Genomic DNA, 26,502 nt, shown 5'->3' with positions numbered 1-26,502 from the left:
GTGAGTGCGGGCGGCACGGGTACCCGTCCTCCGATGATGCTCCACCTGTCCCGGTTTGCGGGGGATCCAGGCTTCCGGCAGGGGCGGCTGGAATACCCCCACCCGTATGCGTGTTACGGTGGCACCAAATACCCCAGGGGGTAAACCCCGAGAAGGGAGCGCGACGTGTTCTTCATCGACACCGTGGAGACCGAGGGTCTGGGCAACCGCAGTTACCTGGCGGGAGGGGGAGCCACCGCCTTCGTGGTGGACCCGCCGCGTGACATCGACCGGCTCATCACCGTGGCGGCCCGGCGCGGCGTGCGCATCACGCACGTGCTGGAGACGCACGTGCACAACGACTACGTCAGCGGAGGCCTGGAGCTCGCCCGGGTCACCGGTGCGCGGTACCTGGTGCCCGCCGACGCACGGGTGCGTTTCACGCGCACCCCGGTCGCCGACGGGGACACGGTGGAGATCGAGGAGGGACTCACCCTGCGGGCCGTGGCCACCCCCGGACACACCCCCCACCACACCTCCTACGTGCTCCAGGAGGACGGCCACGGGGTGGCGGCGTTCACCGGCGGCTCACTGCTGATCGGCAGCGTGGGACGGCCCGACCTGGTCGAGCCGCGCCTCACCGAGTGGCTTGCGCGTGCGCAGCACGCCTCGGCGCACCGGCTGGCGGACGAGCTCGACGACACGGTGCCGGTGCTCCCGACCCACGGCTTCGGCAGCTTCTGCTCCTCCGCACAAGCCGAAGGGGACAGCACCACGATCGGACACGAGCGCAAGAGCAACAGCGCCCTGACCATGGACGTGGACAGCTTCGTCGCGGACATGCTCGCCGGCCTGGACGACATCCCCGCCTACTACGCGCACATGGGGCCGAGGAACGCGGCCGGGCCCGACCCGGTGGACCTGACCCCGCCGCAGCCGGCCGACGCCGGGGAGATCGCGGAGCGGCTGGCGGGCGGCGAGTGGGTGGTGGACCTGCGCAGCCGCATGGCATTCGCCGAAGGGCATGTCGCGGGGTCCTTCAACTTCGAGGCGGACGGGAAGCCGGGGACCTACCTGGCCTGGCTGATCCCGTGGGGCAAGCCGGTCACACTGCTCGCGGAGAGCCCTGAGCAGCTCGCGGAGGCCCAGCGGGAACTGGTACAGGTCGGCATCGACCGTCCGGCCGCCGCTGCCGTCGGGAACCCGGTGGAGTGGGTGCGCGAAGGCGACGAGCTGCAGTCCTTCCCGCGGTCGACGTTCGCCGGGCTGGCCGATGCCCGCAGGACCGGAGGGGAGCCGGTGGTTCTGGACGTGCGGCGGGACTCCGAGCGGGCGGACGGCCATGTCGAGGGTTCGCTGCACATTCCGATCCACCGCCTGCACTCCCGAATCGGCGAGGTGCCCGCCGGCCGGACCGTCTGGGTCCACTGCGCGGGCGGCATGCGGGCGGCGATCGCCGCCTCCATGCTGGCCGCGACCGGCCGTGAGGTGGTGGCCGTCGACGACGCCTTCGACGCCGCGGGCGAGGCCGGGCTGGCTCTCGCCGGCGCCGACCGCACGTGACGCGCCCGCTCCCGGGCCGGAGGGGGCCGGCCCGGGAGGGCGGGTGGCCGGCCGCCCCCTCGGCCGGGCTCCGGCGGTCAGGCCAGTGAAAGAAAAAGCTTCTCCAGCTTGGCCCGCATCTGGTCGCGGTCCGCCACCTCCGAGGTGCCGTCCGCCATGCAGTGCTGGAGCCCGGTCGCGATGATGGCGAACCCCGCTCGGTCCAGCGCCCGGGAGACGGCGGCCAGTTGCGTGACGACGTCCTCGCAGTCCCGCCCCTCCTCGATCATCTTGATGATGCCGGCGATCTGCCCCTGCGCCCGCCGCAGCCGATTGAGAACCGACTTCAGCTCGTCGGCAGCCATCTGCAGTTCCATTGCCTTCTCCTCTTCGATACCCCAAGGGGTATCATAACAGTGGGATCCGTCCCTCCATCGAAAGGAAGACCACGCGTGAGCACCACACCCAGAGCCCTCGTCCCCGCCCAGGCCGCCCCGCGGCTGGAGGACATGACCGTCATCGATGTTCGCACCCCCGGTGAGTTCGCGAGCGGCCACGTCCCCGGAGCCCGGAACGTCCCGCTGGACCGCCTCGAGGAGGCCATGCCCGCCCTGGAGGCCGCCGCCGCCCGTGGCCCGCTGCTCGTGGTCTGCGCCTCCGGGGCGCGCTCCGGGCGCGCCTGCGAGGCACTGACCGCTGCCGGGATCACCGCCGTCGCCACGATGACCGGCGGCACCACCGCCTGGGCCGCGGAGGGGCACGACCTGAAGCGCCCCGAGGGCGGCCGGGCGGTCTGGCCGATGGAGCGCCAGGTCCGCCTCGCCGCCGGTGGGCTCGTCCTGCTGGGAGTGGGAGTGGCCCAGGTATGGGCCCCCGCCCAGTGGCTGGCCGCCGGCGTCGGTGCCGGGCTCGCCTTCTCCGCCGTCTCCGGCACCTGCGGGATGGCCGCGCTCCTGGCCCGGCTGCCCCACAATCGCCGGGCGGGGAACGGGGAGGACTTCGACCGGACCCTGAACGACCTCCACCGCTGAGTCCGGCACCCTGCACCGCTGAGTCCGCGAGACCGCGGCGCGGCCCGGAAGGGAAGCGCCGCGGTGCGGTGTGTTCCGCCCGGGGCCGGCACCGGGCGGCGGCGGTCCAGCGGTGAGCGCGGGATCCCTGCCCGGATCCGCGGCGGAGCACCCGATGCCCCGCACCCCCTACCGGTCGGTAAGTTCCTGCTCTACCCTCCGACCATGCCAGCGATTACTGGCGTAAAGGTCGAGGAGGTGGCATGGACGAACGCGATCATGTGCGAGTGGCGGTGATCGGATCCGGATTCGGTGGTCTCGGTGCCGCGGTGCGGCTGCGCCGCGAGGGGATCACGGACTTCACGATCCTGGAGCGGGCCGGTGCCGTCGGCGGCACCTGGCGGGACAACACCTACCCCGGCTGCGCCTGTGACGTCCCCTCCCACCTGTACTCCTTCTCCTTCGCGCCCAACCCCGAGTGGCCGCGCAACTTCTCCGGACAGGAACACATCCGGGCCTACCTGGAATGGGTCACCGACACCTTCGGGCTCCGTTCCCATCTCCGTCTCCACACCGAGGTGGAGCACCTGCGCTGGGACCACGACCAGCTGCACTGGGTCATCGACACCTCCCGCGGCACGCTCACCGCGGACATGGTGGTGTCCGCCACCGGACCGCTCTCCGACCCGAAACTTCCGGACGTGCCCGGGCTCGACGGCTTCCCCGGCAAGGTCTTCCACTCCGCTCGCTGGGACCACGGCCACTCGCTGCGCGGCAAGCGGGTCGCCATGATCGGCACCGGGGCCTCGGCGGTCCAGATCGTGCCGGCGATCGAGCGGCAGGTGCGGCGGCTCACCGTCTTCCAGCGCACCGCCCCCTGGGTGCTGCCCCGGGCGGACCGGCGGATCAGCGGCCTGGAACGCGCCCTGCACGCCAGGCTTCCCGTCACCCGGGCGCTCCGCCGGAAGCTGCTCTGGGGCATTCGGGAACTCCAGGTCGGTGCCTTCGCCAAGCACCCGGACCAATTGCGGACGGTGGAGCGGGTGGCCCTGCTGCACCTGCGGAAGGCGGTCCGGGACCCGGAGCTGCGGCGCCGGCTCACCCCCGGCTACCGGATCGGCTGCAAGCGCATCCTGCTGTCCAACACCTGGTACCCGGCGCTCACCAAACCTCACGTGGAGGTGGTGTCCTCCGCCCTGCGGGAGGTCCGCGGCAGCACACTGATCGCCGCCGACGGCACCGAGGCGGAGGCGGACGTCATTGTCTTCGGCACCGGTTTCCAGGTCACCGACATGCCGATCGCCCAGCGCATCACGGGCGCCAACGGCACCACCCTGGCGGAGGAGTGGAAGGACGGGATGGCCGCCCTGCGCGGCAGCACCGCGGCGGCGTTCCCCAACTTCATGACCGTCATCGGGCCCAACACCGGCCTGGGAAACAGCTCGATGATCCTCATGATCGAGTCCCAGCTGAACTACCTGGCCGACTTCCTGGCCAAGCTCTCCGCACTCGGCGGCAGGGCGGCGCTCACCCCCAGGCCGGAGGCGGTGCGCGCCTACAACGACCGGCTGCAGGAACGGATGCGGCGCACGGTGTGGACCACCGGCGGCTGCGACAGCTGGTATCTGGACGCCAACGGCCGCAACACTACGGTCTGGCCCGGCACCACCGGCGAGTTCCGCCGGATCACCAGGACGGTCGACCTGGAGGAGTACGAGGTGCTGCGGAACCGGAAAGAGGCGACGGTATGAGCGGGGAACCGGAAGACATGACGGACAGCAGGGACAGGACAACCGGAAAGCGAGGGGACCCAGTGGGAGCTGCGAGGACGGCCGAGGACGGGCAGGGTGACGTGCGGGAGCTGACGGTCGAGTCGACCGGCGGCGCCCGGTTGCACACCGAGATACACGGCCGCGTGGACGGCCCCACCGTGCTGCTGGCGCACGGGTGGACCTGCAACACCACCTTCTGGGAGCCGGTGATTCGGCAGCTGGCCGGCACCCACCGGGTGGTGCTCTACGACCAGCGCGGCCACGGCCGTTCCCCGGCCACCCCCGGGAGCTGTGACACCGAGGCGCTGGCCGACGACCTCTGCGCGGTGCTGGAAGCCACCACCGAGCCCGGCGAAAAGGTGGTGGCCGGAGGGCACTCGATGGGGGCCATGACCCTGGTGGCCGCCGCCCGGCGGCAGGTGTTCCGGGAACGGGTCTCCGCGGCGATGCTGTGCAGCACCGGCATGGAGCGGCTGCTGCACGAGGCACGGGTGGCACCCATCCGTTCGGTGAAGCTGCGGTACCGGGTTCAGAAGCTGGTCTTCACCGCCGCCCTCCCGCTGGGCCCGGTCACACCGCTGGGCAAGCGGGTGCTCGCCCACAGCACGCTGGGAGCGGGAGCCTCGGCCGCACTGCGCACCCAGGTGGCCGAGATGGTGCACGCCTGCCCCCGCAAGGTGCGCGCGGAATGGGCCGGGGTGCTCAGCACGCTCGCGCTCGCCGACCGTCTGGCGGATCTGACCGTCCCCACGGCGGTGGTGCACGGGGACGCCGACCGGCTGACCCCGCCCGTGCTCGCCCACCGCATGGTGCAGGGGTTGCCGGCCCTCACCGAGCTGCACATGCTGCCCGGCCTCGGCCATATGACCCCGCTGGAGGACCCCGCCGTGGTCGCGCAGGTGCTGCGGGAGCTGGGCCCGGCAGGCCGGGCCGCTGCCCCGGAGGCAGCCCCGGAGACCGACCAGGCGCCCGCGCAGGGGACCGACCCGCAACCCGCACAGGAGACCGCATGAGCATTCTCGGGTCGCGCCGCGACCTCACCGGCCAGGTGGCTGTGGTCACCGGTGCGGCCCGCGGCGTGGGTGAGCTGCTGGCCAGGAAACTCTCCGCCCGCGGCGCCAGGGTCGCGCTGCTCGGCCTGGAGCCGGAGCAACTGCGGGAGGTCGCCGACTCGCTCCCCGGGGAGTCGGCCTGCTGGCACGCCGACGTGACCGACACGGCGGTGATGGAGCGGACCGCGCGCGAGGTCGTGGAGTGCTTCGGCGCGGTGGACGTCGTGGTGGCCAACGCCGGCGTCGCCGCGGGCGGCCCCTTCGCGGAGTCCGACGACGCGACCTGGCGCCGGGTCATCGAGGTCAACCTCATCGGCTCCACCGTCACCTGCCGGGCGTTCCTGCCCGCGCTGCTGGCGAGCAAGGGCTACTTCCTGCAGATCGCTTCCCTCGCCGCGCTCACTCCGGCCCCGCTGATGACGGCCTACTGCGCGTCGAAGTCCGGCGTCGAGGCCTTCGCCCACAGCCTGCGCGCCGAGCTCGGGTACCGCGGGGTGCGGGTCGGGGTCGGCTACCTCAGCTGGACCGACACCGACATGGTGCGCGGCGCGGACGAGGACGACGTCATGCGGGAGATGCGCCGGACCCTGCCGTGGCCGACGAACCGCACCTACCCGCTGGAGCCCGCCGTCGACCGCCTCGTCGCCGGGATCGAGCGGCGCTCCGCCCACGTCTACGGACAGTGGTGGCTGCGCGGGATGCAGCCGGTCCGCGGTCATCTGCCCTCGATCATCGGGACGTTCGGCGCCCGCGAGATGCGGCGGTTCGCGCCCCGCCTCGCCGACGGCACCCGGCGGGGCCTGGTCGGAGCGGGCGGCGCGGCCGACGAGCGGACCCGCACCCCGGCGGCCGACGGCTGAGCCGGCGGGACTCCGGAGCCGGCGGGCGCGGGCCGTGACCGGCCCGGCAGGCCACTCGGGTCAGGCCGGCGGGCGCGGCGGCAACGGGGGCCGCCGCCGGTCCGGCACTCCCGAGTAGTCGGGCGGGGCGGCCGCCGGGTGGCGTTCCAGCAGCTCCAGCGCGGTGCGCACGGCGGTGGCCAGGACCCGGTAGCGGCCCTCCGCCCAGTCCAGTGGGGTGCGGAGGGCCTCGATGTCGGGCTCCACTCCGTGGTTCTCCACGTCCCAGCCGTAGGCGTCGAACCAGGCGGCGTTCATCGGCACCGTGATGACGGTGCCGTCGCCCAGGCGGTGCCGGCCCGTCATCCCGACCACCCCGCCCCAGGTGCGGCAGCCGACCACCGGCCCGAGGCGCAGCAGCCGGAACGCCGCGGTGATCATGTCGCCGTCGGAGGAGGTGGCCTCGTCGGCCAGGGCCACCACCGGGCCGCGCGGCGCGTCCGAGGCGTAGCTCACCGGCTGGGCGTTCCGGGTGAGGTCCCAGCCGAGGATCCGGCGGGTCAGCTTCTCCACCACCAGCTCGCTGATGTGGCCGCCCGCGTTGCCCCGGACGTCCACGATCAGTGCGGGCCGGGAGAACTCCCGCCGCAGGTCCCGGTTGAACTGCGCCCAGCCCGAGCCGCCCATGTCGGGGATGTGCACGTAGCCGCAGACACCGTCGCTGAGCTTGCGGACCGCCTCGCGGCGCCGGGCCACCCAGTCCTGGTAGCGCAGCGGCCGTTCGTCCGTCAGCGTGGTGATCGCCACCCGCCGGGGCCGCTCGCCGTCCTCCAGGAAGCGCAGTTCCACGGAGGTGCCGCCGGTCGCGGCCAGCAGTGGCCACGGACCGCTGTGCGCGTCCACCGGGCGCCCGTCGATATGGGTGAGGATCGCGCCCTCCCGGACGCCGGAACCGGCCAGTGGGGAACGGGCCCGGGAGTCGGAGGAGTCGCCCGGCAGAATCCGGGCCAGCCGCCAGCCGGCGTCGCGGTCGTGCAGGAAGTCGGCGCCCAGCAGGCCCTGGGCCCGCTGGTAGTGCGGCGGTCCTTCGTTACGGCGGGACGCCTGGACGTAGGCGTGCGAGGTGCCCAGCTCGCCGAGGGTTTCCCGGAGCAGGTCGGCGAACTCGTCCGGGGTGGCGACCCGGGCGAGCAGCGGACGGTACTGGGCGAGCACCTCCGGCCAGTCGATGCCGCCCATGCCCGGCTCCCAGAAGTAGTCCCGGATGAGTCGGCCCGCCTCCTCGAAGGACTGCCGCCACTCGGCGCCGGGGTCCACGTGATGCACGATCCGCCGCAGGTCCACGTGGACCGTGGACTCCACGTCGGGCAGCTCCGTGGCCGGGACGGCGCGCAGCTCGTCGTCCTCGGAGACCACCAGCCGGGTGCCGTCCCCGCTGGCAGCGAACCAGTCGACCTCGCGGGTGAGGTCGGTGCTCTTGCCCTTCGCGGGGTCGAAGTGCACCAGGGTCGGGCCGCCCGAGGTGTCCGCGGGGTTGGCGAAGGTCTCCCCGAGCGCACCGGAGATCGGCCAGCGCAGCCAGACCAGCCCGCCGCCGCTCACCGGATGCAGCGCGGAGTACTTCGAGGCGGGCACCGGGAACGGGGTGACCCGGCTGTCCAGGCCTTCGGCCTCCACCATCACCGGGCTGTCCTCGCCGCCGGTGTCGGCCGGGTCGAGGCCGCCTGCCGCCGGGCGCCCCTCGGGTGTGAGGGCGAAGGGGGAGGGGGTCGCGGAGGACAGGGGCACCAGGTACGGCCGGCAGCCCAGCGGGAACGACAGGTCGCCGGTGTGCACGTCGTAGACCGGGTCGAAGCCGCGCCAGGAGAGGAACGCCAGGTACCGTCCGTCCCGGGTGAAGACCGGCTCCTCGTCCTCGAAGCGGCCGTCCGTGACATCGAGCAGGGTGCGGTGCTGCGCGCCGAGCCGGGCGATCCTGATCTGGCTCAGGGACCGGCCGATGCCCGGATGGGCCCAGGCCAGCCAGCCGGAGTCGGGAGAGAACGCCAGGTCCCGCACGGGGCCGTTGACGGAGCGGACCAGCTCCGTCACCTCGCAGGCCTCCCCGGCCGCCGGTTCGCCCTCCCCGGGTTCCGCGGTACCGGGCTCCTCGGCCGCGGGCTCCTCGGGCACGGACACCAGGAGCAGCCGGCCGTCGTGCGCCGCGACGGCGACCGACCGGCCGTCCGGGGCGGCCACCAGCTCCCGCACCCGGCCAAGATCCCCGGCGGGCAGTGGCCGGGGGGCGTGGCCGCCGGTGGCCCGGGGGAGGTGGGCGATCTCGATCGCGTCCTCGCCGCCGGCGTCGGTGATGTAGGCGACGCGCCCGGTGTCCCCGAGCATCTCCGGCAGCCGCACCCGGACGCCCGGGGCGTGTGCGACGACCCGGGAGGGGCCGTCCCGGTGGGTGAGCCAGTACAGGCTGCCGCGCACGGCCACGGCGCTGGCCCGGCCGGTGGTGTCCACCGCCAGCGCGCGCACATTGCGCGTGGTCGGCACCGGATGGCGGCGGCGGCCGGGCCGCGGCCCGCCGAGCCGGACGTCGAGCCGCCGCGGCCGGCTGCCGGCGCCGAGCTCGTCCACCAGCCAGAGCTCGCCGCCGCACTGGTAGACCACCCGGCTGCCGTCGGTGGCGGCGTGCCGGGCGTAGAAGGCGTCGTGGTCGGTGTGCCGGAGCAGCTGCGAGCCGTCGGGGCGGCAGGAGTAGAGGTTGCCGACCCCTTCGTGGTCGGACAGGAAGGCGATCCGGTCGCCGACGAACATCGGGCAGTCCAGGTGCCCGGCCAGCTCCGGGAGGATCCGGCGCCCGTGCAGCCAGAGCCGTCCGGTGGCGCCGCCCCGGTACCGCTTCCAGGAGGCCGGCTCGTGCGGGGCCTTGCCGGTGAGCAGGAGAGTGCGGCGCTCGCCGCCCCGGCCGCTGACCGCGAGGTCGCTCACCGGCCCCCAGGGCAGCTGTTCGGCCGGTCCTCCGTCGGTGGGTACGTGGTGGGACCAGGTGAAGTGGGGGAACGGCTGGCCGTGCGAGCCGACGGCCAGCACCCGGTCGCCCGCCCATCCGCAGACCTCGGTGTCGGTGGCTCCCCAGTGGGTGAGCTGCCGGGCCGGCCCGCCGGACACCGGCACGAGATGGACCTCGGGGGCCAGGGTGCGCCAGCTGGTGAACGCGAGGGAGCGACCGTCGGGGGAGAAGCGGGGCTTGCCCAGCCGGGTGCGGTCCACGGTCAGCCGCCAGGCCCGCCCGGGCTCCCCGCCCCCGGCCGCCAGCGGGGCCAGCCAGAGATCGTCCTCGGTCACGAAGCAGAGCAGCTCCCCGTGCAGGTGGGGGAACCGCAGATAGCCGTGGGCCGCGTCGCTGCTGCTGCTGCCGGAGACTTCCCGTTCCTCGCTCATCCTTCTCATGCTTGGCCCCCGTCGCGCTTCCGGCAACTGTTCCCCCGCGGTACCCCCGCACGAGTGAGGAGGTGAGCGGTCGTTCGAGTCGTGCGGGTGGAGCGAAGCAGCGGACCGGGTACGGGGGTGAGGTCGGGGGCAGTCCGCGCACGTGCGGGCCCGGGTGCGATGATTCCGGGACGAGCGGGCGGCCTCCGTGTCGCTCACACCATCGGGTGTTCCGCAAAGAGGCGCGCTCTGTGAGGCGCATCACACATCAGTGCGACGGGCACCCTCGGGGAAGTGGCCCGGCGTCCTGACTCATGAGCGGTCCCGCTCCGACGCCCTGACAGCCCACACTTCGCCCAGGAGAGACCACCCCGTGGCTACGTTCTTGTACAAACTCGGCCGGCTGAGCTTCCGCGGCCGGCGCTGGGTTGCCCTGATATGGGTGGCCGTACTCCTGGCCGTCGGCACTGCGGCGGCTCTCACCAACGGAGACGTCGAGGAGGACTTCGCCCTGCCCGGGACGGAGTCCCAGCAGGCGTTCGACCTGATGGAGGAGCAGTTCCCCGGGTCCAACGCCGATGCGATCAGCTCCCGCATCGTCTTCCAGGCTCCCGAGGGGGAGGTCGTCACCTCCCCGGAGAACACGGCGGTGATCGAGGGGGTGCTCGCCCGCCTGGAGGGCGGTGAGCAGATCGTCGGCATCGCCGACCCGTTCGAGAGCAACGCGGTGAGCCAGGACGAGACCACCGCGTACGCCACGGTGGACTACTCCGCCTCCTGGGCCGACATCACCGAGACCATGCGCTCCGAGCTCTTCGACGCCTTGGACGAGGGCCGGGACGTCGGTCTCGTCGTCGAGGCCAGCGGTGAGGTCGCTTACGGAGAGGCCGACTTCGGCCACGGCGAGATCATCGGCATCGGCGTCGCCGCCATGGTCCTGATCATCACCTTCGGCTCGCTCATCGCGGCCGGACTGCCGCTGATCACCGCGCTGATCGGGGTCGGCATCGGCATGTCCGGCATCGGCGCGCTGAGCGTCCTGCTCGGCCTCACCGAGATGACCGGCATTCTGGCGATGATGATCGGTCTCGCCGTCGGCATCGACTACGCGCTGTTCATCGCCGCGCGGTACCGCTCCGAGCTGGTGGCCGGCCACAGCCGGGAGGAAGCTGTCGGACGGGCCGTGGGCACGGCGGGCTCGGCCGTCGTCTTCGCCGGTCTGACGGTGATCATCGCGCTGGCCGGCCTGTGGGTCGTCAACATCCCGCCGCTCACCAAGATGGGTCTGGCGGCAGCCGCCACCGTGGCCATCGCCGTGCTGGTCGCCCTCACCCTGGTGCCGGCCATGCTCGGCTTCGTCGGCAAGCGGATCTTCGGCCGCAAGATCCGGGCGGCGAACCCCGTCACCGGGGTCCCCAGCACACTCCCACCCACCTTCAGCAAGAGCGGCGGCGACAACTTCGGTACCCGCTGGGCCAAGGGCGTGCTGCGCCGCCCGGTCGTCGTCCTGGTCGCTTCCGTCGCCGCCCTCGGTGCCCTGGCGCTGCCGGTCGCCGATCTGGAACTCGGCCTGCCGGACGACAGCACCCAGCCGGAGGAGACGACTCAGCGGCAGGCGTACGACATGCTGTCCGAGGGCTTCGGCGCCGGGTTCAACGGCCCGCTGGTGCTGGTCCTGGACGGCCGGGACGCCGCCGACCCGCAGGGTGCCGCCGACCTCATCGGTACTCAGGTCGAGGAGCTCGACGGCATCGTCGCCACGGCGCCGCCGTTCTTCAACGAGTCCGGTGACGTGGCCACCATGGTCGCCTTCCCCACTTCGGGGCCGGCGAGCACCGAGACCACCGAACTCGTCGCTCAGCTGCGGGAGGACGTGGCACCCGCGGTCGACTCCGACACCGGGGTCTCGCTGCTGGTCTCCGGCCAGACCGCCGCGAACAGCGACTTCTCCGAGGTGCTGTCCGACGCCCTGGTCCCCTACCTGGCACTCGTCGTCGGGCTGGCGTTCGTGCTGCTGATGCTGGTCTTCCGCTCGATCCTGGTGCCGCTGAAGGCCGCGCTGGGATTCCTGCTCTCGGTGCTGGCCGCGCTCGGAGCCGTGGTCGCGGTGTTCCAGTGGGGCTGGATGGCCGGACTCTTCAGCGCCGAGGCCGGGCCGATCATGAGCATGATGCCGATCTTCATGATCGGTGTGATCTTCGGCCTCGCGATGGACTACGAGGTGTTCCTCGTCACCCGCATGCGCGAGGCGCACGTCCACGGCGAGGACTCGCACCAGGCAGTGGTCACCGGCTTCCAGCTGAACGCCCGCGTGGTCACCGCCGCCGCCATCATCATGATCAGCGTCTTCTCCGGCTTCATCACCGCAGGTGAGTCGATGGTCAAGATGATGGGCTTCGGCCTGGCCATGGCGATCCTCATCGACGCGTTCGTCGTCCGGATGACGATCGTCCCGGCGGTGCTCGGCCTCCTCGGCGAGCGCGCCTGGTGGCTGCCGGCATGGCTGGACCGCATCCTGCCCAACGTCGATGTCGAGGGCGAGACGCTGGAGCGGTACCTGCGGGCCAACGGCCAGGGCAGGGAGGCCGTCAAGGCCGCACGCGAGCCCGCCCCCGTCGGCTAGGCCACCGGCGGATCGACCTCCGCCACCCGGTGACGTGCTGGTCGCAGTCCGCAACGAGCGGCTGCGACCAGCACGTCTTCCCCGGTCAGTCCCACACCACCGACCACACGGCGGCGCCGGGCGGCACCTCCGGAACGTCCCGGTACTCCTCCACCAGTTCGGGGATCACCCCGCTTGCCTCGAACCCCTCGATCCACCCCGCACAGACCTCCTCGTCCGCCGTGGTGCAGAGGGCGACGGCTTCGCCGACGAGTTCCTCCGACTCCAGCGTCTCCGGGTGCAGCTGCACCCGGACCCAGAAAACGTTGTCGTGCCGCTCGAGGGCGCGCAGACGCCCGGCCAGCACGGCGAGAGCGGGCCGTCCGTAGCCCCACTGGTTCGGGGCGAGGCACTCCTCCTCGCCGTTGCCGTCGAAGAACTCGTCCAGCGTGAGCAACGGCATCACGCCTTCCTCACCAGCGCGGTCGATCACTTGCTCGACGGAAATCATGGTCCGGATCCTTGCACGACGGAGTGACCGCGTCGGCCCGTCCGGCGCAGGAGCCGTGATCACGGCCGGCTCCCTCGCCACACGCGGTCATCGCGGCCGCGGCCACCCAGGCGCTCTTGCACATTGTTCGCAGGAGCGCTTTATTATCAGTGCGAAGCCTTCCTGTCGACCGCCGTGCCGCACCGCCGCCCGAGCTGCCCGGCCCGAGCCGTTCCGCACGCTCCCAGCTCCCTGCCCGAGAGACGAGTCCCGCTATGCATGTTCCCGACGGGTTCTTCGACGCACCCGTGTCCGTGGCGGCCGGCGCCGTGGCCGTCACGGCCGTCGCGGTCTCCCTGCGCGGCGCGCGCCGCGAGCTCGACGAGCGCACCGCCCCGCTCGCCGGACTGGTCGCCGCCTTCGTCTTCGCCGTGCAGATGCTGACCTTCCCGGTGGGGGCCGGCACCAGCGGGCACCTCATGGGAGGCGCACTGGCGGCGATACTCGTCGGCCCCTTCACCGGCGTGCTGGTCCTGGCCGTCGTCCTCCTGATCCAGGCCCTGCTCTTCGCAGACGGCGGCCTCACCGCCCTCGGCATCAACATCACCCTGCTCGGCGTCGTGGCCGTGCTGGTCGCCTGGATCGTCTTCCGCGGCCTGCTGCGGGTACTCCCGGACAGCAGGCGCAGCGTCACCGCCGCCGCCTTCACCGCCGCCTTCCTCTCGGTGCCCGCCGCCGCCGCCGTCTTCACCGGCCTCTACGCGCTCGGCGGCACCGCCGACATAGCGATCGGCCGGGTGTTCGCCGCCATGGTCGGCGTGCACACCGCCATCGGAGTCGGCGAGGGCGTCATCACCGCGATGACCGTCGGCGCCGTGCTCGCCGTCCGGCCCGACCTGGTGCACGGCATGCGCACCGCCCGGCCCGGGCAACGGTCCGTCCGCCCGGTGTGGATCGCCGGGCTCGCCGCCACCGCCGTGTGTGCGGGCCTGGTCAGCGCCTACGCCTCCGACCAGCCGGACGGTCTGGAGCGGGTGGCCGAGGACCACGGCATCGACGAACGCGAACGGGAACACGACCTGGCGGGCTCCCCGCTGGAGGACTACGGAGTCAGCGGCCTGGACAACGAGACGCTGTCCGTCGGCCTCGCCGGGCTCATCGGCGTCTCCGCCACCCTGGCCGCGGGCACCGCCGCGTTCGTCGTCCTGCGCCGCCGCCGCACCGACACCCCGCAGGACTCCGAGGCGCAGCCCGCCGAGCAGCAGCGCTCGCCCGAGAGCGTCTGACATGGGAGCGGCGCACACCGCCGGTCTGCACCTGCCCGGCCGGTCCCCCGTCCACCTGCTGCCCGCGCACACCAAGATCGTCGCCGTGTTCGGCTTCGTCCTCGTCGTGGTGGCCACCCCGCGCGAGGTGATGTGGGCCTTCGGCCTCTACGCCCTGCTGCTCGCCGCCGTCGCCGTCACCGCCCGGGTGCCGGCCGGGTTCCTGCTGACCCGGATGCTCGTGGAGGTGCCGTTCGTCGCCTTCGCCCTGCTGCTCCCCTTCGTCGCCGAGGGCCCGCACCTCACCTGGCTCGGGCTCTCCCTCAGCGAGTCCGGCCTGTGGGGGGCCTGGAACATTCTCGCCAAGGGCACCCTCGGCGTCGCCGCCTCCGTGCTGCTGGCCGCCACCACCGAGATCCGCCAGCTGCTCCTGGGCCTGGAGCGGCTGCGGCTGCCGCCGATGCTGGTGCAGATCGCAGCCTTCATGATCCGTTACCTCGAGGTCATCGCCGGGGAGCTGCGCCGGATGCGGATCGCCCGGGAGTCCCGCGGCTTCCAGGCGAGCGGCATCCGGCACTGGGGGGTGCTCGCCACGACCGCGGGTGCGCTCTTCATCCGGGCGTACGAGCGCGGTGAGCGGGTCCACCTGGCGATGCTCAGCCGCGGCTACCGGGGCAGCATGCCGGTGATCGACCGGGTGACCGCCCGCCCCGTCCAGTGGGTGCACGCGGCGGCCCTCCCCGCTCCGGCTCTGCTGGTCTGCCTGGGAGCATGGACCACGGGCAGCGGATGAGCGGCGCACCCGGCGACCTCGGCGAACCCCCTCCGGGCGGGAGCCCCATGACCGAACACGACAGCCGCACGAGAGCCGGGAACCATGACTGAGCCCCCCTCCCTGGAGGTCTCCGGCCTCGCCTACGCGTACCCCGACGGCCACCGGGCCCTGCACGGCGTCGATCTGACGGTGCCGCGCGGTGAGCGGGTGGCCCTGCTCGGCCCCAACGGGGCCGGCAAGACCACCCTGGTGCTGCACCTCAACGGCATCCTCCCGCCGGTCACCGGTCAGGTGCGGGTGGCCGGGCTGCCGGTGGTCAAGGAGCACTTCGCCGAAATCCGCCGCCGCGTCGGCATCGTCTTCCAGGACCCCGACGACCAGCTGTTCATGCCCACGGTCCGGGAGGACGTCGCCTTCGGCCCGGCCACGGCGGGGCTGCGCGGCGGCGAGCTGGAGGCCCGGGTCGGCCGGGCGCTCGCCCGGGTCGGCATGGAGGAGTACGCCGACCGGCCGCCGCACCACCTCTCGTTCGGCCAGCGCCGCCGGGTCGCGGTGGCCACCGTGCTGGCCATGGACCCCGAAATCCTGGTCCTCGACGAGCCCTCGGCCAACCTCGACCCGGCCGCCCGCCGCGAACTGGCCGCGATCCTCCGCTCGCTGGACCTGACCGTCCTGATGGTGACCCACGACCTGCCCTACGCCCTGGAGCTGTGCCCCCGCTCGGTCATCCTCAGCGAGGGCACCGTCGTCGCCGACGGCCCCACCCGGGATCTCCTCGCCGACACGGCGCTGCTGCACCGGCACCGCCTGGAGCTCCCCTACGGCTTCGACCCTGCCGCCCTGCCCCGCTGAAGGCCGCTGAACGGGCCGGACCGTACGGCCGGAGCCGGCTGCCGGGCCGCCCGGTCAGGACCCCACGCGCAGGACCTGGGCCACGATCGGGCCGGCGTAGGTGCCGCCGTGCCCGATCTCGGACACCATCGCCGCCACCGCGAGGTCGTTGCGGTAGGCGGTGAACCACGCGTTCGGCTTGTCCTGGTCCATCACCTCGGCCGAGCCGGTCTTGCCGCCGATCTCACCGTCCAGCCCGGCCATCGCCTCCGCGGCGGTACCACTGGTGGCCGTGAAGTTCAGCAGCCCGCGCAACTGCTGCGCCGTCTCCGCGGAAGGGCCGGGCGCCCGGGCCAGGTCCCGGCCGTCGAAGGACGGTGGCACCAGGTACGGCTGCCGGAACACCCCGGACTTGACGGTGGCCGACACCGAGGCCATCACCATCGGATTGGCCCGCACCCCGGCCTGGCCGATCAGCTGCGCCGCCATCTGGGCCTGGGACTCCACGGGCACTGTGCCGTTGTGCGAGGGCACACCCACCTGCCAGTCCAGCCCTATCCCGAAGGCGTCCCGGGCGTAGGTGCCGAGCTGCTCGTCCGACAGCTCCGGCGCCCGGCTGATGAAGGCGGTGTTGCAGGACCGGGCGAAGCTCGTCGCGAAGGTCCCGTTCTCGATCTCGAACTCGTCGAGGTTCTGGAACTCCCAGCCCCCGTGCTCGAAGAACTGCGGGCAGGGGTGCGGCGCGTCCGGTGCGGCGAGCCCTGCGCCGAGCAGCAGCCCGCCGGACACCACCTTCCAGGTGGAGCCGGGGGCGTAGCTGCCGTTGAGCGCGATCCCGGCGCTGCCCGAAGGGACGTCGGCGACCGCGAGTATCGCGCCCGTGCTGGGCTGGACGGCCACCACCGCCGCGTGCTTCTGGTCCTGCACCGCGGCCTCGGCGGCCCGCTGGACCGCCGGGTCGATGGTGGTGGGCACTTCACCCGGTACGGGGTCGGTCAGCTCCATGAGCTGCGCGGTGCGTTCCCCTTCGGCGTCCACGATCCGGATCTCGGCCCCGCGGCTGCCGCCCGCCTGGTCGGCGTACCGTTCCGCGAGCTCGGCCAGCACCGGGGACAGCGAGGGGAAGTCCTCCGCCGACAGCTCGTCGCCGTGCAGGTCCAGCGCCCGCAGCGGAGGGAAGTCGCCGACCGGCCCGGTCTCGATGCGGTGGTCCTCGCCGAGCTGCGGGTGCAGCACCTCCGGGCGCCAGTCCACGACCGCGTCCCCTGTTGCCGCGTCCCGCACGACCGTCAGCTCGGACGCGTAGCTCCAGTCGGCCGGCTCTTCCTCGAAGACCACCCGGGCGTCCACCGTGAACGGGACGGAGGCCCCCGTAGGGCTGTCCCCGGTGAGCGTGAGTTCGGAGACCAGGGTGTCCTCGGCGAAGCGGGTGAGGGCGGTTTCCGCGGCCCGGCTGTCGTCGGTGAGGGCGGCGGCGGCGGTGGCGTCCTCACCGGCCCAGGCGGCCAGGAACGCGGCCGACACCTCCGCGACCTCGGCGTCGGTGGGCGCCTCGGTCTGCTCCGCGCCGGCGGACGAACCGGTGAGGGCGGAGGCATCGTCCTCGCCACCGAGCAGGGCGTAGGCCCCGACTCCGGCGACGGCCACCACCACCGCGCACGCCCCCGAGATGACCGCGACCCGCTGCCCGTCCCGCATCGTCTTTTCCTGCCCCTCGCCCGTGCCGTCCGGGCAGCCTACCGGCCGTCCGGCGGCGTCCCGCACCGCCAGTTCCTTCCCCCGAGTGGCCCGGGGCGCCGCAGCCCAACCGGGTCCGGGCCGCACCGCACCCGAACGCCCGCGTTCTCCTGCCGTGGGGAAGCACCCCTGTCCCCCCGCCGGTACGGTTCGCCCCGCACCCTCGACTCCCGCACCGTCCCGGCTGGGAGCTACGGGCCGGGGGCAGGGCGGCTCCCGGAAGCGGTGTCCTCGTGGGAGAGCTGCTTGGGAACTCCGTCGGCCGACGGCTCCTCCGAGGTGGCAGTGCCCCGCTCCCGGCGGCTGAGGACGGCCCGGTTGACGGTGCCGGAGGCGCGTTCGTAGGGGGCGCGCCCGTCCCCGCGGAGCAGGGCGGCCAACGGGGACCACACCCACACCAGGACGAAGGCGGGCAGCAGCGCGGCCAGGAGCAGCCACTCGGCCCGGTCCGGGAGGGCCACCATGCCGGTCCTCTCGGCGAGCAGCAGCCAGCCCAGCGCGAGCGGGGCGTGCAGCAGCGCGCAGCGGACGGTGGTCCGGAACGGGCCGGGCCGGCTGCCGTCGGGCCGCATGATCCGCAGCCGCACCACGCGTTTCCCCGGGGTGGTCCCGAAGGCCGCCGGCACCAGCCAGAACCAGGCCAGGCCGAGTACCGTCCCGGCCTGCATTCCGAATTCCCGGCCCGTGGTCGTGTCCGTGGCCGCGACCACCAGGCCGGTGACCAGCGTCCAGCCGACCAGCCAGCCCAGCAGGTCGGTGAGGTAGGCCAGGAACCGCCGGGGAAGGGTCACCCGGCTGCCGTACCGCGCGCGTTCGCGGTCCGGTGCGATGGCGGGGAGCCGGTGCCCGAGCCGGCCCGCGACCAGCCACCCCAGCACCGCGCCCAGGGTGTTCAGCAGCAGGTCGTCCACGTTGAACTGCCGGTAGGGACAGGTGTAGACGAACCACAGGCCGGTGAGCTGGGTGGTCTCGAAGAACAGTGAGGTGCCCAGGGCGACGGCCGTGGTGCCGAGCAGCCCCTGCCGCATGTAGTAGCGGAGGTACACGCCGAGCGGCAGCAGCAGGAGCAGGTTGAACAAGCTGGTCCAAGTGGAGGTGAGCGAGACCAGGTTCTGCGGGGACCAGTCACCGGCGGTGCCCTGCGAGACGGTGCGGGCGAAGTGCAGCGGCTCCAGTTGCGGCCCGCCGGAGGAGTAGTTCGCGACCGTGCAGTGCGCGTCGATGTCCGTCGGCAGCGGCATCATCGTCTGCAGCAGTGCCGCCAGCAGGTAGAACACGAAACTGTAGAAGAGCAGGGCGGACCAGCCACCGGCCCGGCCGCGTCGGCGGTAACCCATGATGGCGGCGGGGAGAACGAACAGCAGGGCGACGAAGGGGAACACCCAGAGCGCCGTCTGGACGGGCAGCAGATATCCGGTCAGCACAAGCGGGCGCTTTCTGCGGCGTGCTCCGCCACCGGCGGCAGTGCCGCCGGGCAGCGGGTTCGGGCGGGTTCGGTCGTGGAGCCGTCCGCCCCGCACGGGCCCCGGGGAGCCGGCAGCGCGGATGACCACCGCGCCAGACCCTATCCCGGCCGGCGACGGCACACCCGTGGACGGGAACAGCGGCCGGCGCGGCCCGGCCGGAGGACGACGGGCTCGGCGTGACGCCCCCGCCGGCGCACCGGCCGTCCCACCCCTCTCGCACCAGCCGTCCCACAGCGGTGGGAACGCGCAGGTCACGCGCAGGCCGAGATCCTGTCGTCCCTGGGACACCGCTGTGCGTTGAGCACCCTCCTGCCGCCTGTGAGCCTTCTTCCGTCCTGCGGCAGCGGCTGCAGGTGACGGATAAGAGTCGGCGAAAAGAGAACACGATGAGCCGTGTCAAAGCACTGCGCGCGAAGATCGGCATCACCATGGGGGCCACACTGCTGGCCGGTCTCGGGCTGGGAGCGACCGCCACCCCGGCCCACGCGGCCTGGTCGGACTGCCCCCCGGGTGCGCTGTGCGCCTACCTGTACACCAGCGGTGGTGGCACGCCGGGCAAGGTGTACGGGAACAACAGCAACCTGCGTATCTACGACAAGTTCGCCCGCGCCAAGTCCGTCTTCAACAATGGGACCCAGTGCCATGTGACGATCTGGCCGGGCACCAATCAGGGGGGCAACGGCAGCTACCGGCTCCAGCGGGGCAGCAGGCTCATCGACACGCGGGCCCCGGAAGCCGTGGGTGGCCTCTTCCGCAACGGGATCGGTTCCAATAGGTGGTGCTGACACCTGTGCGCGCCACGTTGCTGTCCACGGTCGTGGCGGTATTCCTCGTGGCCGGATGCCAGACATCCGGCCACGAGGCCGGCCCGCCTCCGCCGGACCCCCGACCGCTGGACGCTGTCCTCGACTTCTCCGCGGAGGACGATGCGGCGTTGTGGAAGGCGGAGGAAGCGGAAGTCCGGGCATGTATGCGCGAACGCGGGCACGTGTACACGGTGGTCGAGAAGCCCGACCACCGACGCGAAGCGGCTGCAAGCCCCTTCGCGCTGCTGCGGCCCGACTGGGCGAGGAGCGACGGCTACGGCCTGACGGTCGAGCAGCTGGCCGGGAGGCCGCCCGACCCCAACGCGGACCGTCTGGCCGGCCTCCCCGCGAAGGAGGAGGAGCGCTGGCGGCTGGCGCTGCTCGGCAAGGAGGACAACCACCGGGAGATCGAGCTGTCCGAGGGGCTGGTGATCAGTTACGACCCCGACTCCTGTGTCAGCCGTGCACAGGCCGAGCTCTACGGTGAAGACTGGCCCGACTTGTACTACACGGTGGAGCAGCTGAGCAATGAGATCATCCTGGCCACCCAGACGTCCGCCGCATTCACACGGGCAGAGGACGCGTGGGCTCGGTGCATGCAGGGGTACGGCCTCTCCTACCGTGCGCTGGACGACCCCCGGCAGGAGATCCGCGAGGCACTCGAGGACGAGTCCTCCGTGCAGTCGAGCGGCGAGCGGGAGCTGGAACTGGCTGGGCTGGATCTGGACTGCCAGCTGGAGACCGGTCTGCACGAAAAGGTACAGACAGCACAGTCCGAAGCGAGCCGGGAACTTGTCAAGAGGTCAAGGGCGGAGCTGAAGCAGTACGAACAGGCCAAGCAGGCGGCATTGAACCGAGTCGGCCGCGGCTAGCGTCACGCGCGTGACGTCTGTTCGCTATTGATCTTCGTGAGGATCTGGTCGGCACCGCGAGCAGCGAGGTGGTGCCGACTCCCGCGAGCCCGCCGGCATCCGCCATTCCGTCATCCGTGCAGGAGGAGGCTCCGCCCCGCACCCCACGGTCACCGGCGCCAAGGTTCCTGAACGGATGCCCGAGCCCTTCAGATCCAGGTGCGGAGCCACATGCGGGTGCGCCAGCTGTCCAGCGGGAGCTCCATGCCGGTGTACAGGGGGTAGAAGTAGACGAAGTTCCAGGCGACGGCCAGCACCAGCAGTCCGCTGACGACGATCCCGGCGGCGCGGCGGCGTTCCCGGCAGCCCGGTGGGCCGAGGAGCGCGCCGGCCATCATCGCCACCGCCAGGCACAGGAACGGCACCAGCACCACGGCGTAGAACGAGAAGATCGTGCGCTCCTGGTACAGGAACCACGGCAGGTAGCCGGCGGCCACGCCGCACAGCACCGCCCCGGCCCGCCAGTCCCGGCGGAACAGCCAGCGGTACAGCGCGTACCCGAGGGCGAAACAGGCGGCCCACCACAGCACCGGGGTGCCCAGCGCGAGGACCTCGGTGGCGCAGCCGCTCGCGTGCGCGCAGCCGTCCTCGCCCTGCTCGGAGGACTCGTAGAAGTAGGAGACGGGGCGGCCGACGACCAGCCAGCTCCACGGATGCGACTCGTAGGTGTGCTCCGAGGTCAGGCCGACGTGGAAGCGGTAGACCTCGCTGCTGTAGTGCCACAGGCTCCGCAGCGCTTCCGGGATCCAGGTGTGGCCGCTGTCCGCCCCGCTGGTGGCGGCCCAGTCGCGGTAGTAGCCGCCCGAGGTGGTGAGCCAGCCCACCCAGGAGGCGACGTAGACCACCAGCGCCACCGGGACCAGCGAGGTGAAGGCCGGCAGGGCGTCCCGTCGCAGCACGGACCGTACGGGGCGGGGGGCGCCCGCGGTGCGCCGGGCGGCGACGTCCCAGAGCACGAGGAGCAGGCCGAACGCGGCCAGTACGTACAGCGCGTTCCACTTGGTCGCGAAGGCCAGGCCCAGGCTGATTCCGGCGAGGACCCGCCAGGGCCGCAGCCCCAGGCGCAGCCGGGCACCGGTCCGCGCGTCGGGGCGCAGGAGCCCGTCCGGAGAGGTGGGCAGCGCGGCGGCCAGCCGCGCCCGGGTCCGGTCGCGGTCCACCAGCAGGCAGCCGAAGGCGGCGAGGATCCAGAACATCACCACGAGGTCGAGCAGCGCCGTGCGGCTCATCACGAGGTGCAGCCCGTCGACGGCCATCAGCAGCCCGGCCAGGCAGCCCAGCGCGGTGGACCGGAACAGCCGGCGGCCGATGCGGCACAGCATCAGGACGGAAAGCGTGCCGAGCACCGCCATCATGAACCGCCAGCCGAACGGGGTCATCCCGAACGCCCATTCACCCAGCGCGATGGTCCACTTGCCGACCGGCGGGTGCACCACGTACGCGGCGGTGTCGGTCAGCGGGACGGTGCCGGCGAGGATCTTCTCGTTGGCGTCCTCCGGCCAGGAGGTCTCGTAGCCGTGCTGGAGCAGGGACCAGGCGTCCTTGGCGTAGTACGTCTCGTCGAATATCACCGCGTGCGGCTGGTCGAGCCGCAGGAACCGCAGCACCCCCGCGACCAGGGCGACCAGCAGCGGCCCTCCCCAGCCGACCCAGCGGGCGAGCCGGTGGGCCGCTGGCCGGGCGACGCCGAAGAACTGCCAGAGCTGGGTGCCGGGCTCGGGAAACGGCGGCACCAGCCGGTCCCGCACACCTGCCCGGGGCCGGGGCGCCCACCCGAACCCGCGCAGTCTCTGCTCCCAGCTCTGCGGCTGCGGGACATCGTCGTGCGCCGGGGCTTCCGGCGCGGTATGGCTGCTCCTCACGCGGGCCATCTTGGCATCCGTGCGGCCGGCGCCTGCGAGGATGGCCGGTGTGACAGGTTCGACGACAGCTGCTGCGGCCGGCGTTCTGGTGCTCGCCGGCACCCCCATCGGTGACCCCGCCGACGCCCCGCCCCGCCTGGCCGAGGAGCTGGCGGGCGCCGACATCGTGGCCGCGGAGGACACCCGGCGGCTGCGACGGCTCACCCAGGCGCTGGGGGTGCGCACAACCGGCCGGGTGGTGTCCTACTTCGAGGGCAACGAGGCCGCCCGCACCGAGGAGCTGGCCGGGGAGCTGGCGGGGGGCGCCCGGGTGCTGCTCGTCACCGACGCCGGGATGCCGTCCGTCTCCGACCCCGGCTACCGGCTGGTGGCCGCCGCGGTGGAACGGGACGTGCGGGTCACCGCGGTGCCGGGGCCGTCCGCCGTGCTGACCGCGCTCGCGCTGTCCGGGCTGCCGGTGGACCGCTTCTGCTTCGAGGGCTTCCTGCCGCGCAAGGCGGGGGAGCGCTCCGCCCGGCTGGCGGAGGTGGCGGACGAGCGGCGCACGCTCGTCTACTTCGAGGCGCCGCACCGGCTGGCCGCGACACTGACGGCGATGGCGGAGCGCTTCGGCGGCGACCGTCCGGCCGCGGTGTGCCGGGAGCTCACCAAGACGTACGAGGAGGTCCGGCGGGGTCCGCTGCGGGAGCTGGCGGACTGGGCCGGGCAGGGGGTGCGCGGGGAGATCACGGTGGTGGTCCAGGGCGCGCAGCCGGCCGGCCCTGGAGTGCTCGGCGCCCCGGAGCTCGTGCGGCGGGTGCGGGAGCGGGAAGCGGCCGGACAGCGCCGGAAGGAGGCGATCGTGGAGGTCGCCAAGGAAGCCGGAGTGCCCCGGCGTGAGGTGTTCGACGCAGTGGTCTCGGAGAAGAAATCCGGGCATACTAGTACGAACGAGTAGAGGTAGCGGGAGTGGCGGAGGCCCGGGCAGCCGGTGCATCTCCTGGAGGTTCCGGCGTACTCCGACGGCCGTCCGGCCGCTGCTGCCGTCTCACGGCGACCCGGGGAGCAGCGATGAAGGACCCGATCCGGAAGACCGCCGAGGAAGCCTACGCCTTCGTCTGCCTGAGCTGCGGGTACGGCTGGGAGCAGTCCTACCTGGTGGAGCACCACCTCGATGAGCGGGGCCGCCCCTTCGTGCAGCACTACACGGACGGCCGTCCGGTGCACTCCCCGTTGGCCGAGCCGGTCTGCGACAGCTGCGAGGGGCACCGGGTCCGCGTGATGCGGGCCGGGCTGGTCGACGCCGTCGCCCGGGCGCAGCCGGTACGCACCGACCGCCCGGTGACCTGAGGCGCGGCAGCCGCGCCCGCCGCCGGTCGTAGGATCAACGGTATGTCCACGTCCGCGAAGACCTCCTCCGCCCTGCCCCCGCCGCCCCAGCCGCTCGCGGTGGCAGTGACCGACTCGCACACCCACCTGGACATGCAGGACGGCACTGTGGCCGAGACGCTCGCCAAGGCCGCCGCGGTCGGTGTCACCCGGGTGGTGCAGATCGGCTGCGACGTGGAGCGCGCCCGGTGGGCGGTGCGCGTGGCCGCGGAGCACGACAGTGTGTGGGCGGCCGTCGCCCTGCACCCCAACGAGGCCCCCCGGCTGGAGCGCGAGGGCGGCCCCGGCGTGCTGGACGCGGCCCTGGCGGAGATCGCCGAGCTTGCCGCCCGGCCCGAGGTGAAAGCGGTGGGGGAGACCGGCCTGGACTACTTCCGCACCGGCGAGGACGGCATCGCCGCTCAGCAGCGCTCGTTCCGCCGTCACATCGCGCTCGCCAAGGAACTGGACCGCACCCTGGTCATCCACGACCGGGACGCCCACGAGGACGTGCTGCGCCTCCTTGAGGAGGAGGGCGCCCCGGAGCGCACCGTCTTCCACTGCTTCTCCGGCGGCCCCGGCATGGCGCGGGTCTGCGCGGAGCGCGGCTACTTCATGTCCTTCGCGGGCAACGTCACCTTCAAGAATGCCCAGCCGCTCCGGGACGCCCTGGCCGCCGCCCCGCCGGAGCTGGTGCTGGTCGAGACGGACGCCCCGTTCCTGACTCCCGTGCCCTACCGCGGACGCCCGCACGCGCCCTACCTCCTCCCGGTCACCCTGCGGGCCATGGCCGAGGTGCTGGGACTGCCCGAGGACGAGCTGTCCGCGCACGTCGCGGCGAACACCCTGCGGGCATTCGGTGCCTGAGCGCGACCGTAGACTGCACCGGTGACCTCCGAAACGGATGGGCTGCTGGGCCCCGCCGACATCCGTGAGCTGGCCGCCGCGCTCGGCGTACGCCCCACCAAGCAGCGGGGCCAGAATTTCGTGATCGACGCCAATACGGTGCGCCGCATCGTGCGCACCGCCGATCTCCACCCCGGCGACACCGTGGTGGAGATCGGCCCCGGCCTCGGCTCCCTGACTCTGGCGCTGCTGCGCGCCGCCGGGCATGTCACCGCCGTCGAGATCGACGACGTGCTGGCCGCCGCGCTGCCCGCCACCATCGCCGCCCGCGCGCCGGAGCGGGCCGGCTCTTTCTCCCTGGTCCACGCGGACGCCATGCGGGTCACCGGCCTGCCCGGCCCGCCGCCCACCGCGCTGGTCGCCAACCTGCCGTACAACGTCGCCGTTCCGGTGCTGCTGCACATGCTCGCGACCTTTCCCGGCATCGAGCGGTCCCTCGTCATGGTGCAGTCCGAGGTCGCCGACCGGCTGGCGGCGCCGCCCGGCTCCCGCGTGTACGGCGTGCCCTCGGTGAAGGCCGCCTGGTACGCCACCACGAAGCGTGCCGGGGCGATCGGCCGGACCGTCTTCTGGCCCGCGCCGAACGTCGACTCCGGCCTGGTGTCCCTGGTGCGCCGCGACCCGCCCGTCACCACCGCGAGCCGCGAGGAGGTCTTCGCCGTGGTCGACGCCGCCTTCGCGCAGCGCCGCAAGACGCTGCGTTCCGCGCTGTCCGGCTGGGCCGGTTCCGCCGCCGCGGCCGAGGCCGCGCTCACCGCCGCCGGCGTCTCCCCGCAGGCCCGTGGCGAAGCGCTCACCGTCGAGGACTTCGCGGCCATCGCCGAACACCGGCCGCAGTGACCACCACCCCGCAGCCTCCCGGCCCGGCCGTCCGCCCCGGCGGAGCCGGCGCCGGCCCGAACAGAGCACCGGAGTCCCCCCTCATGCCCCGCACCGCAGCCGTCACCGTCCGCGTCCCCGCGAAGGTCAACGTTCAGCTCGCCGTCGGTGCCGTGCGCCCGGACGGGTACCACGATCTGGCGAACGTCTTTCTCGCGGTGGGGCTGTACGACGAGGTCACCGTCACACCCGCCGACGCCCTCCGCGTCACCTGCACCGGTCCCGGTTCCGACCAGGTGCCGCTGGACGGCGGCAACCTCGCCGCCCGCGCGGCCGAGCTGCTGGCGGCCCACCACGGCCGTACCCCGGACGTGCACGTGCACATCGCCAAGGACATCCCGGTCGCGGGCGGGATGGCCGGCGGCAGCGCCGACGCAGCCGGTGCCCTGCTCGCCTGCGACACCCTGTGGGACACCCGCACCCCGCGCGAGGAGCTGCTCGAGCTGTGCGCCGAACTCGGCTCCGATGTCCCCTTCAGCCTGGTCGGCGGAGCGGCCCTCGGCCGCGGCCGGGGTGAGCAGCTGACGCCGCTGGAGGTCAAGGGCACCTTCCACTGGGTGTTCGCCCTCGCCGACGGCGGCCTGTCCACCCCCGAGGTCTACCGCGAGTGCGACCGGCTCCGCGACCTCGCCGCCGGTACCGACCCCGCGTTCGACCTCGCCGATCCCGCAGCCCCGGAGGCGGACGCCGCCCTTCTCGCCGCGCTGCGCACCGGCGACGCCCACGACCTGGCCGCGGCGCTCTTCAACGACCTCCAGCCGGCCGCCGTGTCGTTGCGGCCCTCCCTGGCACAGACCCTCACTGCCGGGGCCGACGCCGGGGCGCTGGCCGGCCTGGTCTCCGGCTCCGGGCCCAGCTGCGCCTTTCTGGCATCCGACGCCGACGCCGCGGCCCGGATCGCCGGGACTCTGGCCGCGTCCGGTACCTGCCGCACCGCCCGTCCCACCACGTCCCCCGCTCCCGGCGCCACGGTCACCACCCCGTAGCGGCCCGGCACCGGCGGCCCTTCGGCAG

22 protein-coding genes are annotated in these 26,502 nt (G+C 73.0%); 16 read left to right on the top strand and 6 right to left on the bottom strand.

Going from position 1 to position 26,502, the window contains the following annotated elements:
• Positions 1-165: 165 nt before the first annotated feature.
• Positions 166-1,542 carry an MBL fold metallo-hydrolase gene (locus PJ985_RS06845; RefSeq protein ID WP_271682674.1) on the top strand — a complete coding sequence of 459 codons (1,377 nt, stop codon included), beginning with the start codon at positions 166-168 and terminating at the stop codon, positions 1,540-1,542.
• Between the two features lie 77 nt (positions 1,543-1,619).
• Here the strand turns inward: PJ985_RS06845 and PJ985_RS06840 are convergent, their stop codons facing one another.
• Positions 1,620-1,898, bottom strand: coding sequence for a metal-sensitive transcriptional regulator (locus PJ985_RS06840; protein WP_271682673.1), 279 nt, complete (start codon positions 1,896-1,898; stop codon positions 1,620-1,622).
• Between the two features lie 132 nt (positions 1,899-2,030).
• On the opposite strand from PJ985_RS06840, the gene PJ985_RS06835 reads away from it, so the two are divergent.
• The 4 genes from PJ985_RS06835 (at position 2,031) to PJ985_RS06820 (ending at position 6,215) form a co-directional block, all read left to right on the top strand.
• On the top strand, positions 2,031-2,552 hold the full coding sequence (locus PJ985_RS06835; RefSeq protein WP_271682886.1) for a rhodanese-like domain-containing protein: 522 nt from the start codon (positions 2,031-2,033) through the stop codon (positions 2,550-2,552).
• A gap of 242 nt (positions 2,553-2,794) precedes the next feature.
• The gene (locus PJ985_RS06830; RefSeq protein ID WP_271682672.1) at positions 2,795-4,282 is read left to right on the top strand and encodes a flavin-containing monooxygenase; all 1,488 of its coding nucleotides are present in this window, start codon (positions 2,795-2,797) and stop codon (positions 4,280-4,282) included.
• Between the two features lie 62 nt (positions 4,283-4,344).
• Complete coding sequence (locus PJ985_RS06825) at positions 4,345-5,316, top strand: alpha/beta fold hydrolase (RefSeq protein WP_271682671.1); 972 nt, start codon at positions 4,345-4,347, stop codon at positions 5,314-5,316.
• Positions 5,313-6,215, top strand: coding sequence for an SDR family oxidoreductase (locus PJ985_RS06820; protein ID WP_271682670.1), 903 nt, complete (start codon positions 5,313-5,315; stop codon positions 6,213-6,215). Before PJ985_RS06825 ends, PJ985_RS06820 begins: the two co-directional genes overlap by 4 nt.
• A gap of 60 nt (positions 6,216-6,275) precedes the next feature.
• Here the strand turns inward: PJ985_RS06820 and PJ985_RS06815 are convergent, their stop codons facing one another.
• Positions 6,276-9,623: a S41 family peptidase gene (locus PJ985_RS06815; protein WP_271682669.1), complete on the bottom strand. Its 3,348-nt coding sequence runs from the start codon at positions 9,621-9,623 to the stop codon at positions 6,276-6,278.
• Between the two features lie 361 nt (positions 9,624-9,984).
• Here PJ985_RS06815 and PJ985_RS06810 point away from each other — a divergent pair, with 361 nt between their 5' ends.
• On the top strand, positions 9,985-12,234 hold the full coding sequence (locus PJ985_RS06810) for an MMPL family transporter (RefSeq protein ID WP_271682668.1): 2,250 nt from the start codon (positions 9,985-9,987) through the stop codon (positions 12,232-12,234).
• Between the two features lie 85 nt (positions 12,235-12,319).
• Here the strand turns inward: PJ985_RS06810 and PJ985_RS06805 are convergent, their stop codons facing one another.
• Positions 12,320-12,724 (bottom strand): hypothetical protein, encoded by a 405-nt coding sequence (locus PJ985_RS06805; protein WP_271682667.1) that lies wholly within the window; start codon positions 12,722-12,724, stop codon positions 12,320-12,322.
• A gap of 254 nt (positions 12,725-12,978) precedes the next feature.
• Here PJ985_RS06805 and PJ985_RS06800 point away from each other — a divergent pair, with 254 nt between their 5' ends.
• The 3 genes from PJ985_RS06800 (at position 12,979) to PJ985_RS06790 (ending at position 15,595) form a co-directional block, all read left to right on the top strand.
• Positions 12,979-13,989, top strand: coding sequence for an energy-coupling factor ABC transporter permease (locus PJ985_RS06800; RefSeq protein ID WP_271682666.1), 1,011 nt, complete (start codon positions 12,979-12,981; stop codon positions 13,987-13,989).
• Between the two features lies 1 nt (position 13,990).
• A complete protein-coding gene (cbiQ, locus tag PJ985_RS06795) occupies positions 13,991-14,761 on the top strand; it encodes a cobalt ECF transporter T component CbiQ (RefSeq protein WP_271682665.1) in 771 nt (256 codons plus the stop codon).
• An 84-nt stretch (positions 14,762-14,845) separates the two neighbouring features.
• Positions 14,846-15,595 carry an energy-coupling factor ABC transporter ATP-binding protein gene (locus PJ985_RS06790; RefSeq protein ID WP_271682664.1) on the top strand — a complete coding sequence of 250 codons (750 nt, stop codon included), beginning with the start codon at positions 14,846-14,848 and terminating at the stop codon, positions 15,593-15,595.
• A gap of 54 nt (positions 15,596-15,649) precedes the next feature.
• Here PJ985_RS06790 and PJ985_RS06785 read toward each other — a convergent pair whose 3' ends face one another.
• Both PJ985_RS06785 and PJ985_RS06780 read right to left on the bottom strand, forming a co-directional pair.
• Positions 15,650-17,338: a penicillin-binding transpeptidase domain-containing protein gene (locus PJ985_RS06785; RefSeq protein ID WP_333909836.1), complete on the bottom strand. Its 1,689-nt coding sequence runs from the start codon at positions 17,336-17,338 to the stop codon at positions 15,650-15,652.
• Positions 17,339-17,502: 164 nt separating this feature from the next.
• A complete protein-coding gene (locus PJ985_RS06780; RefSeq protein ID WP_271682663.1) occupies positions 17,503-18,735 on the bottom strand; it encodes a VanZ family protein in 1,233 nt (410 codons plus the stop codon).
• Between the two features lie 428 nt (positions 18,736-19,163).
• On the opposite strand from PJ985_RS06780, the gene PJ985_RS06775 reads away from it, so the two are divergent.
• Together PJ985_RS06775 and PJ985_RS06770 are read left to right on the top strand one after the other, a co-directional pair.
• Positions 19,164-19,562 carry a peptidase inhibitor family I36 protein gene (locus tag PJ985_RS06775; protein ID WP_271682662.1) on the top strand — a complete coding sequence of 133 codons (399 nt, stop codon included), beginning with the start codon at positions 19,164-19,166 and terminating at the stop codon, positions 19,560-19,562.
• Positions 19,553-20,455, top strand: coding sequence for a hypothetical protein (locus PJ985_RS06770; RefSeq protein WP_271682661.1), 903 nt, complete (start codon positions 19,553-19,555; stop codon positions 20,453-20,455). The genes PJ985_RS06775 and PJ985_RS06770 overlap by 10 nt, the downstream gene beginning before the upstream one ends.
• Before the next feature lie 188 nt (positions 20,456-20,643).
• Here PJ985_RS06770 and PJ985_RS06765 read toward each other — a convergent pair whose 3' ends face one another.
• Positions 20,644-22,365 (bottom strand): dolichyl-phosphate-mannose--protein mannosyltransferase, encoded by a 1,722-nt coding sequence (locus PJ985_RS06765; protein WP_271682660.1) that lies wholly within the window; start codon positions 22,363-22,365, stop codon positions 20,644-20,646.
• A gap of 40 nt (positions 22,366-22,405) precedes the next feature.
• Here PJ985_RS06765 and rsmI point away from each other — a divergent pair, with 40 nt between their 5' ends.
• From rsmI to PJ985_RS06740, 5 genes are all read left to right on the top strand, one after another.
• Entirely contained in the window at positions 22,406-23,293 is an 888-nt protein-coding gene (rsmI, locus tag PJ985_RS06760; RefSeq protein ID WP_271682659.1) for a 16S rRNA (cytidine(1402)-2'-O)-methyltransferase, read from the top strand.
• A gap of 113 nt (positions 23,294-23,406) precedes the next feature.
• Positions 23,407-23,685: a hypothetical protein gene (locus tag PJ985_RS06755; RefSeq protein ID WP_271682658.1), complete on the top strand. Its 279-nt coding sequence runs from the start codon at positions 23,407-23,409 to the stop codon at positions 23,683-23,685.
• 42 nt (positions 23,686-23,727) lie between these two features.
• Positions 23,728-24,570: a TatD family hydrolase gene (locus PJ985_RS06750; protein ID WP_271682657.1), complete on the top strand. Its 843-nt coding sequence runs from the start codon at positions 23,728-23,730 to the stop codon at positions 24,568-24,570.
• A 21-nt stretch (positions 24,571-24,591) separates the two neighbouring features.
• Positions 24,592-25,449 carry a 16S rRNA (adenine(1518)-N(6)/adenine(1519)-N(6))-dimethyltransferase RsmA gene (rsmA, locus tag PJ985_RS06745; RefSeq protein ID WP_271682656.1) on the top strand — a complete coding sequence of 286 codons (858 nt, stop codon included), beginning with the start codon at positions 24,592-24,594 and terminating at the stop codon, positions 25,447-25,449.
• Between the two features lie 83 nt (positions 25,450-25,532).
• Positions 25,533-26,474, top strand: coding sequence for a 4-(cytidine 5'-diphospho)-2-C-methyl-D-erythritol kinase (locus tag PJ985_RS06740; RefSeq protein ID WP_271682655.1), 942 nt, complete (start codon positions 25,533-25,535; stop codon positions 26,472-26,474).
• Positions 26,475-26,502: the final 28 nt, after the last annotated feature.

The organism is Streptomyces sp. ACA25 (assembly GCF_028200735.1).
In the GTDB taxonomy this organism is placed as follows: domain Bacteria; phylum Actinomycetota; class Actinomycetes; order Streptomycetales; family Streptomycetaceae; genus Streptomyces.
This window is presented reverse-complemented; position numbering and strand designations above follow the sequence as displayed.

Coding starts and splice junctions, on each gene's coding strand:
- PJ985_RS06840 (WP_271682673.1), bottom strand. CDS start 1,898: ATGGAACTGCAGATGGCTGCCGACGAGCTGAAGTCGGTTCTCAATCGG.
- PJ985_RS06835 (WP_271682886.1), top strand. CDS start 2,031: ATGACCGTCATCGATGTTCGCACCCCCGGTGAGTTCGCGAGCGGCCAC.
- PJ985_RS06830 (WP_271682672.1), top strand. CDS start 2,795: ATGGACGAACGCGATCATGTGCGAGTGGCGGTGATCGGATCCGGATTC.
- PJ985_RS06820 (WP_271682670.1), top strand. CDS start 5,313: ATGAGCATTCTCGGGTCGCGCCGCGACCTCACCGGCCAGGTGGCTGTG.
- PJ985_RS06815 (WP_271682669.1), bottom strand. CDS start 9,623: ATGAGCGAGGAACGGGAAGTCTCCGGCAGCAGCAGCAGCGACGCGGCC.
- PJ985_RS06805 (WP_271682667.1), bottom strand. CDS start 12,724: ATGATTTCCGTCGAGCAAGTGATCGACCGCGCTGGTGAGGAAGGCGTG.
- PJ985_RS06800 (WP_271682666.1), top strand. CDS start 12,979: ATGCATGTTCCCGACGGGTTCTTCGACGCACCCGTGTCCGTGGCGGCC.
- cbiQ (WP_271682665.1), top strand. CDS start 13,991: ATGGGAGCGGCGCACACCGCCGGTCTGCACCTGCCCGGCCGGTCCCCC.
- PJ985_RS06790 (WP_271682664.1), top strand. CDS start 14,846: ATGACTGAGCCCCCCTCCCTGGAGGTCTCCGGCCTCGCCTACGCGTAC.
- PJ985_RS06775 (WP_271682662.1), top strand. CDS start 19,164: ATGAGCCGTGTCAAAGCACTGCGCGCGAAGATCGGCATCACCATGGGG.
- PJ985_RS06765 (WP_271682660.1), bottom strand. CDS start 22,365: ATGGCCCGCGTGAGGAGCAGCCATACCGCGCCGGAAGCCCCGGCGCAC.
- PJ985_RS06755 (WP_271682658.1), top strand. CDS start 23,407: ATGAAGGACCCGATCCGGAAGACCGCCGAGGAAGCCTACGCCTTCGTC.
- PJ985_RS06750 (WP_271682657.1), top strand. CDS start 23,728: ATGTCCACGTCCGCGAAGACCTCCTCCGCCCTGCCCCCGCCGCCCCAG.
- PJ985_RS06740 (WP_271682655.1), top strand. CDS start 25,533: ATGCCCCGCACCGCAGCCGTCACCGTCCGCGTCCCCGCGAAGGTCAAC.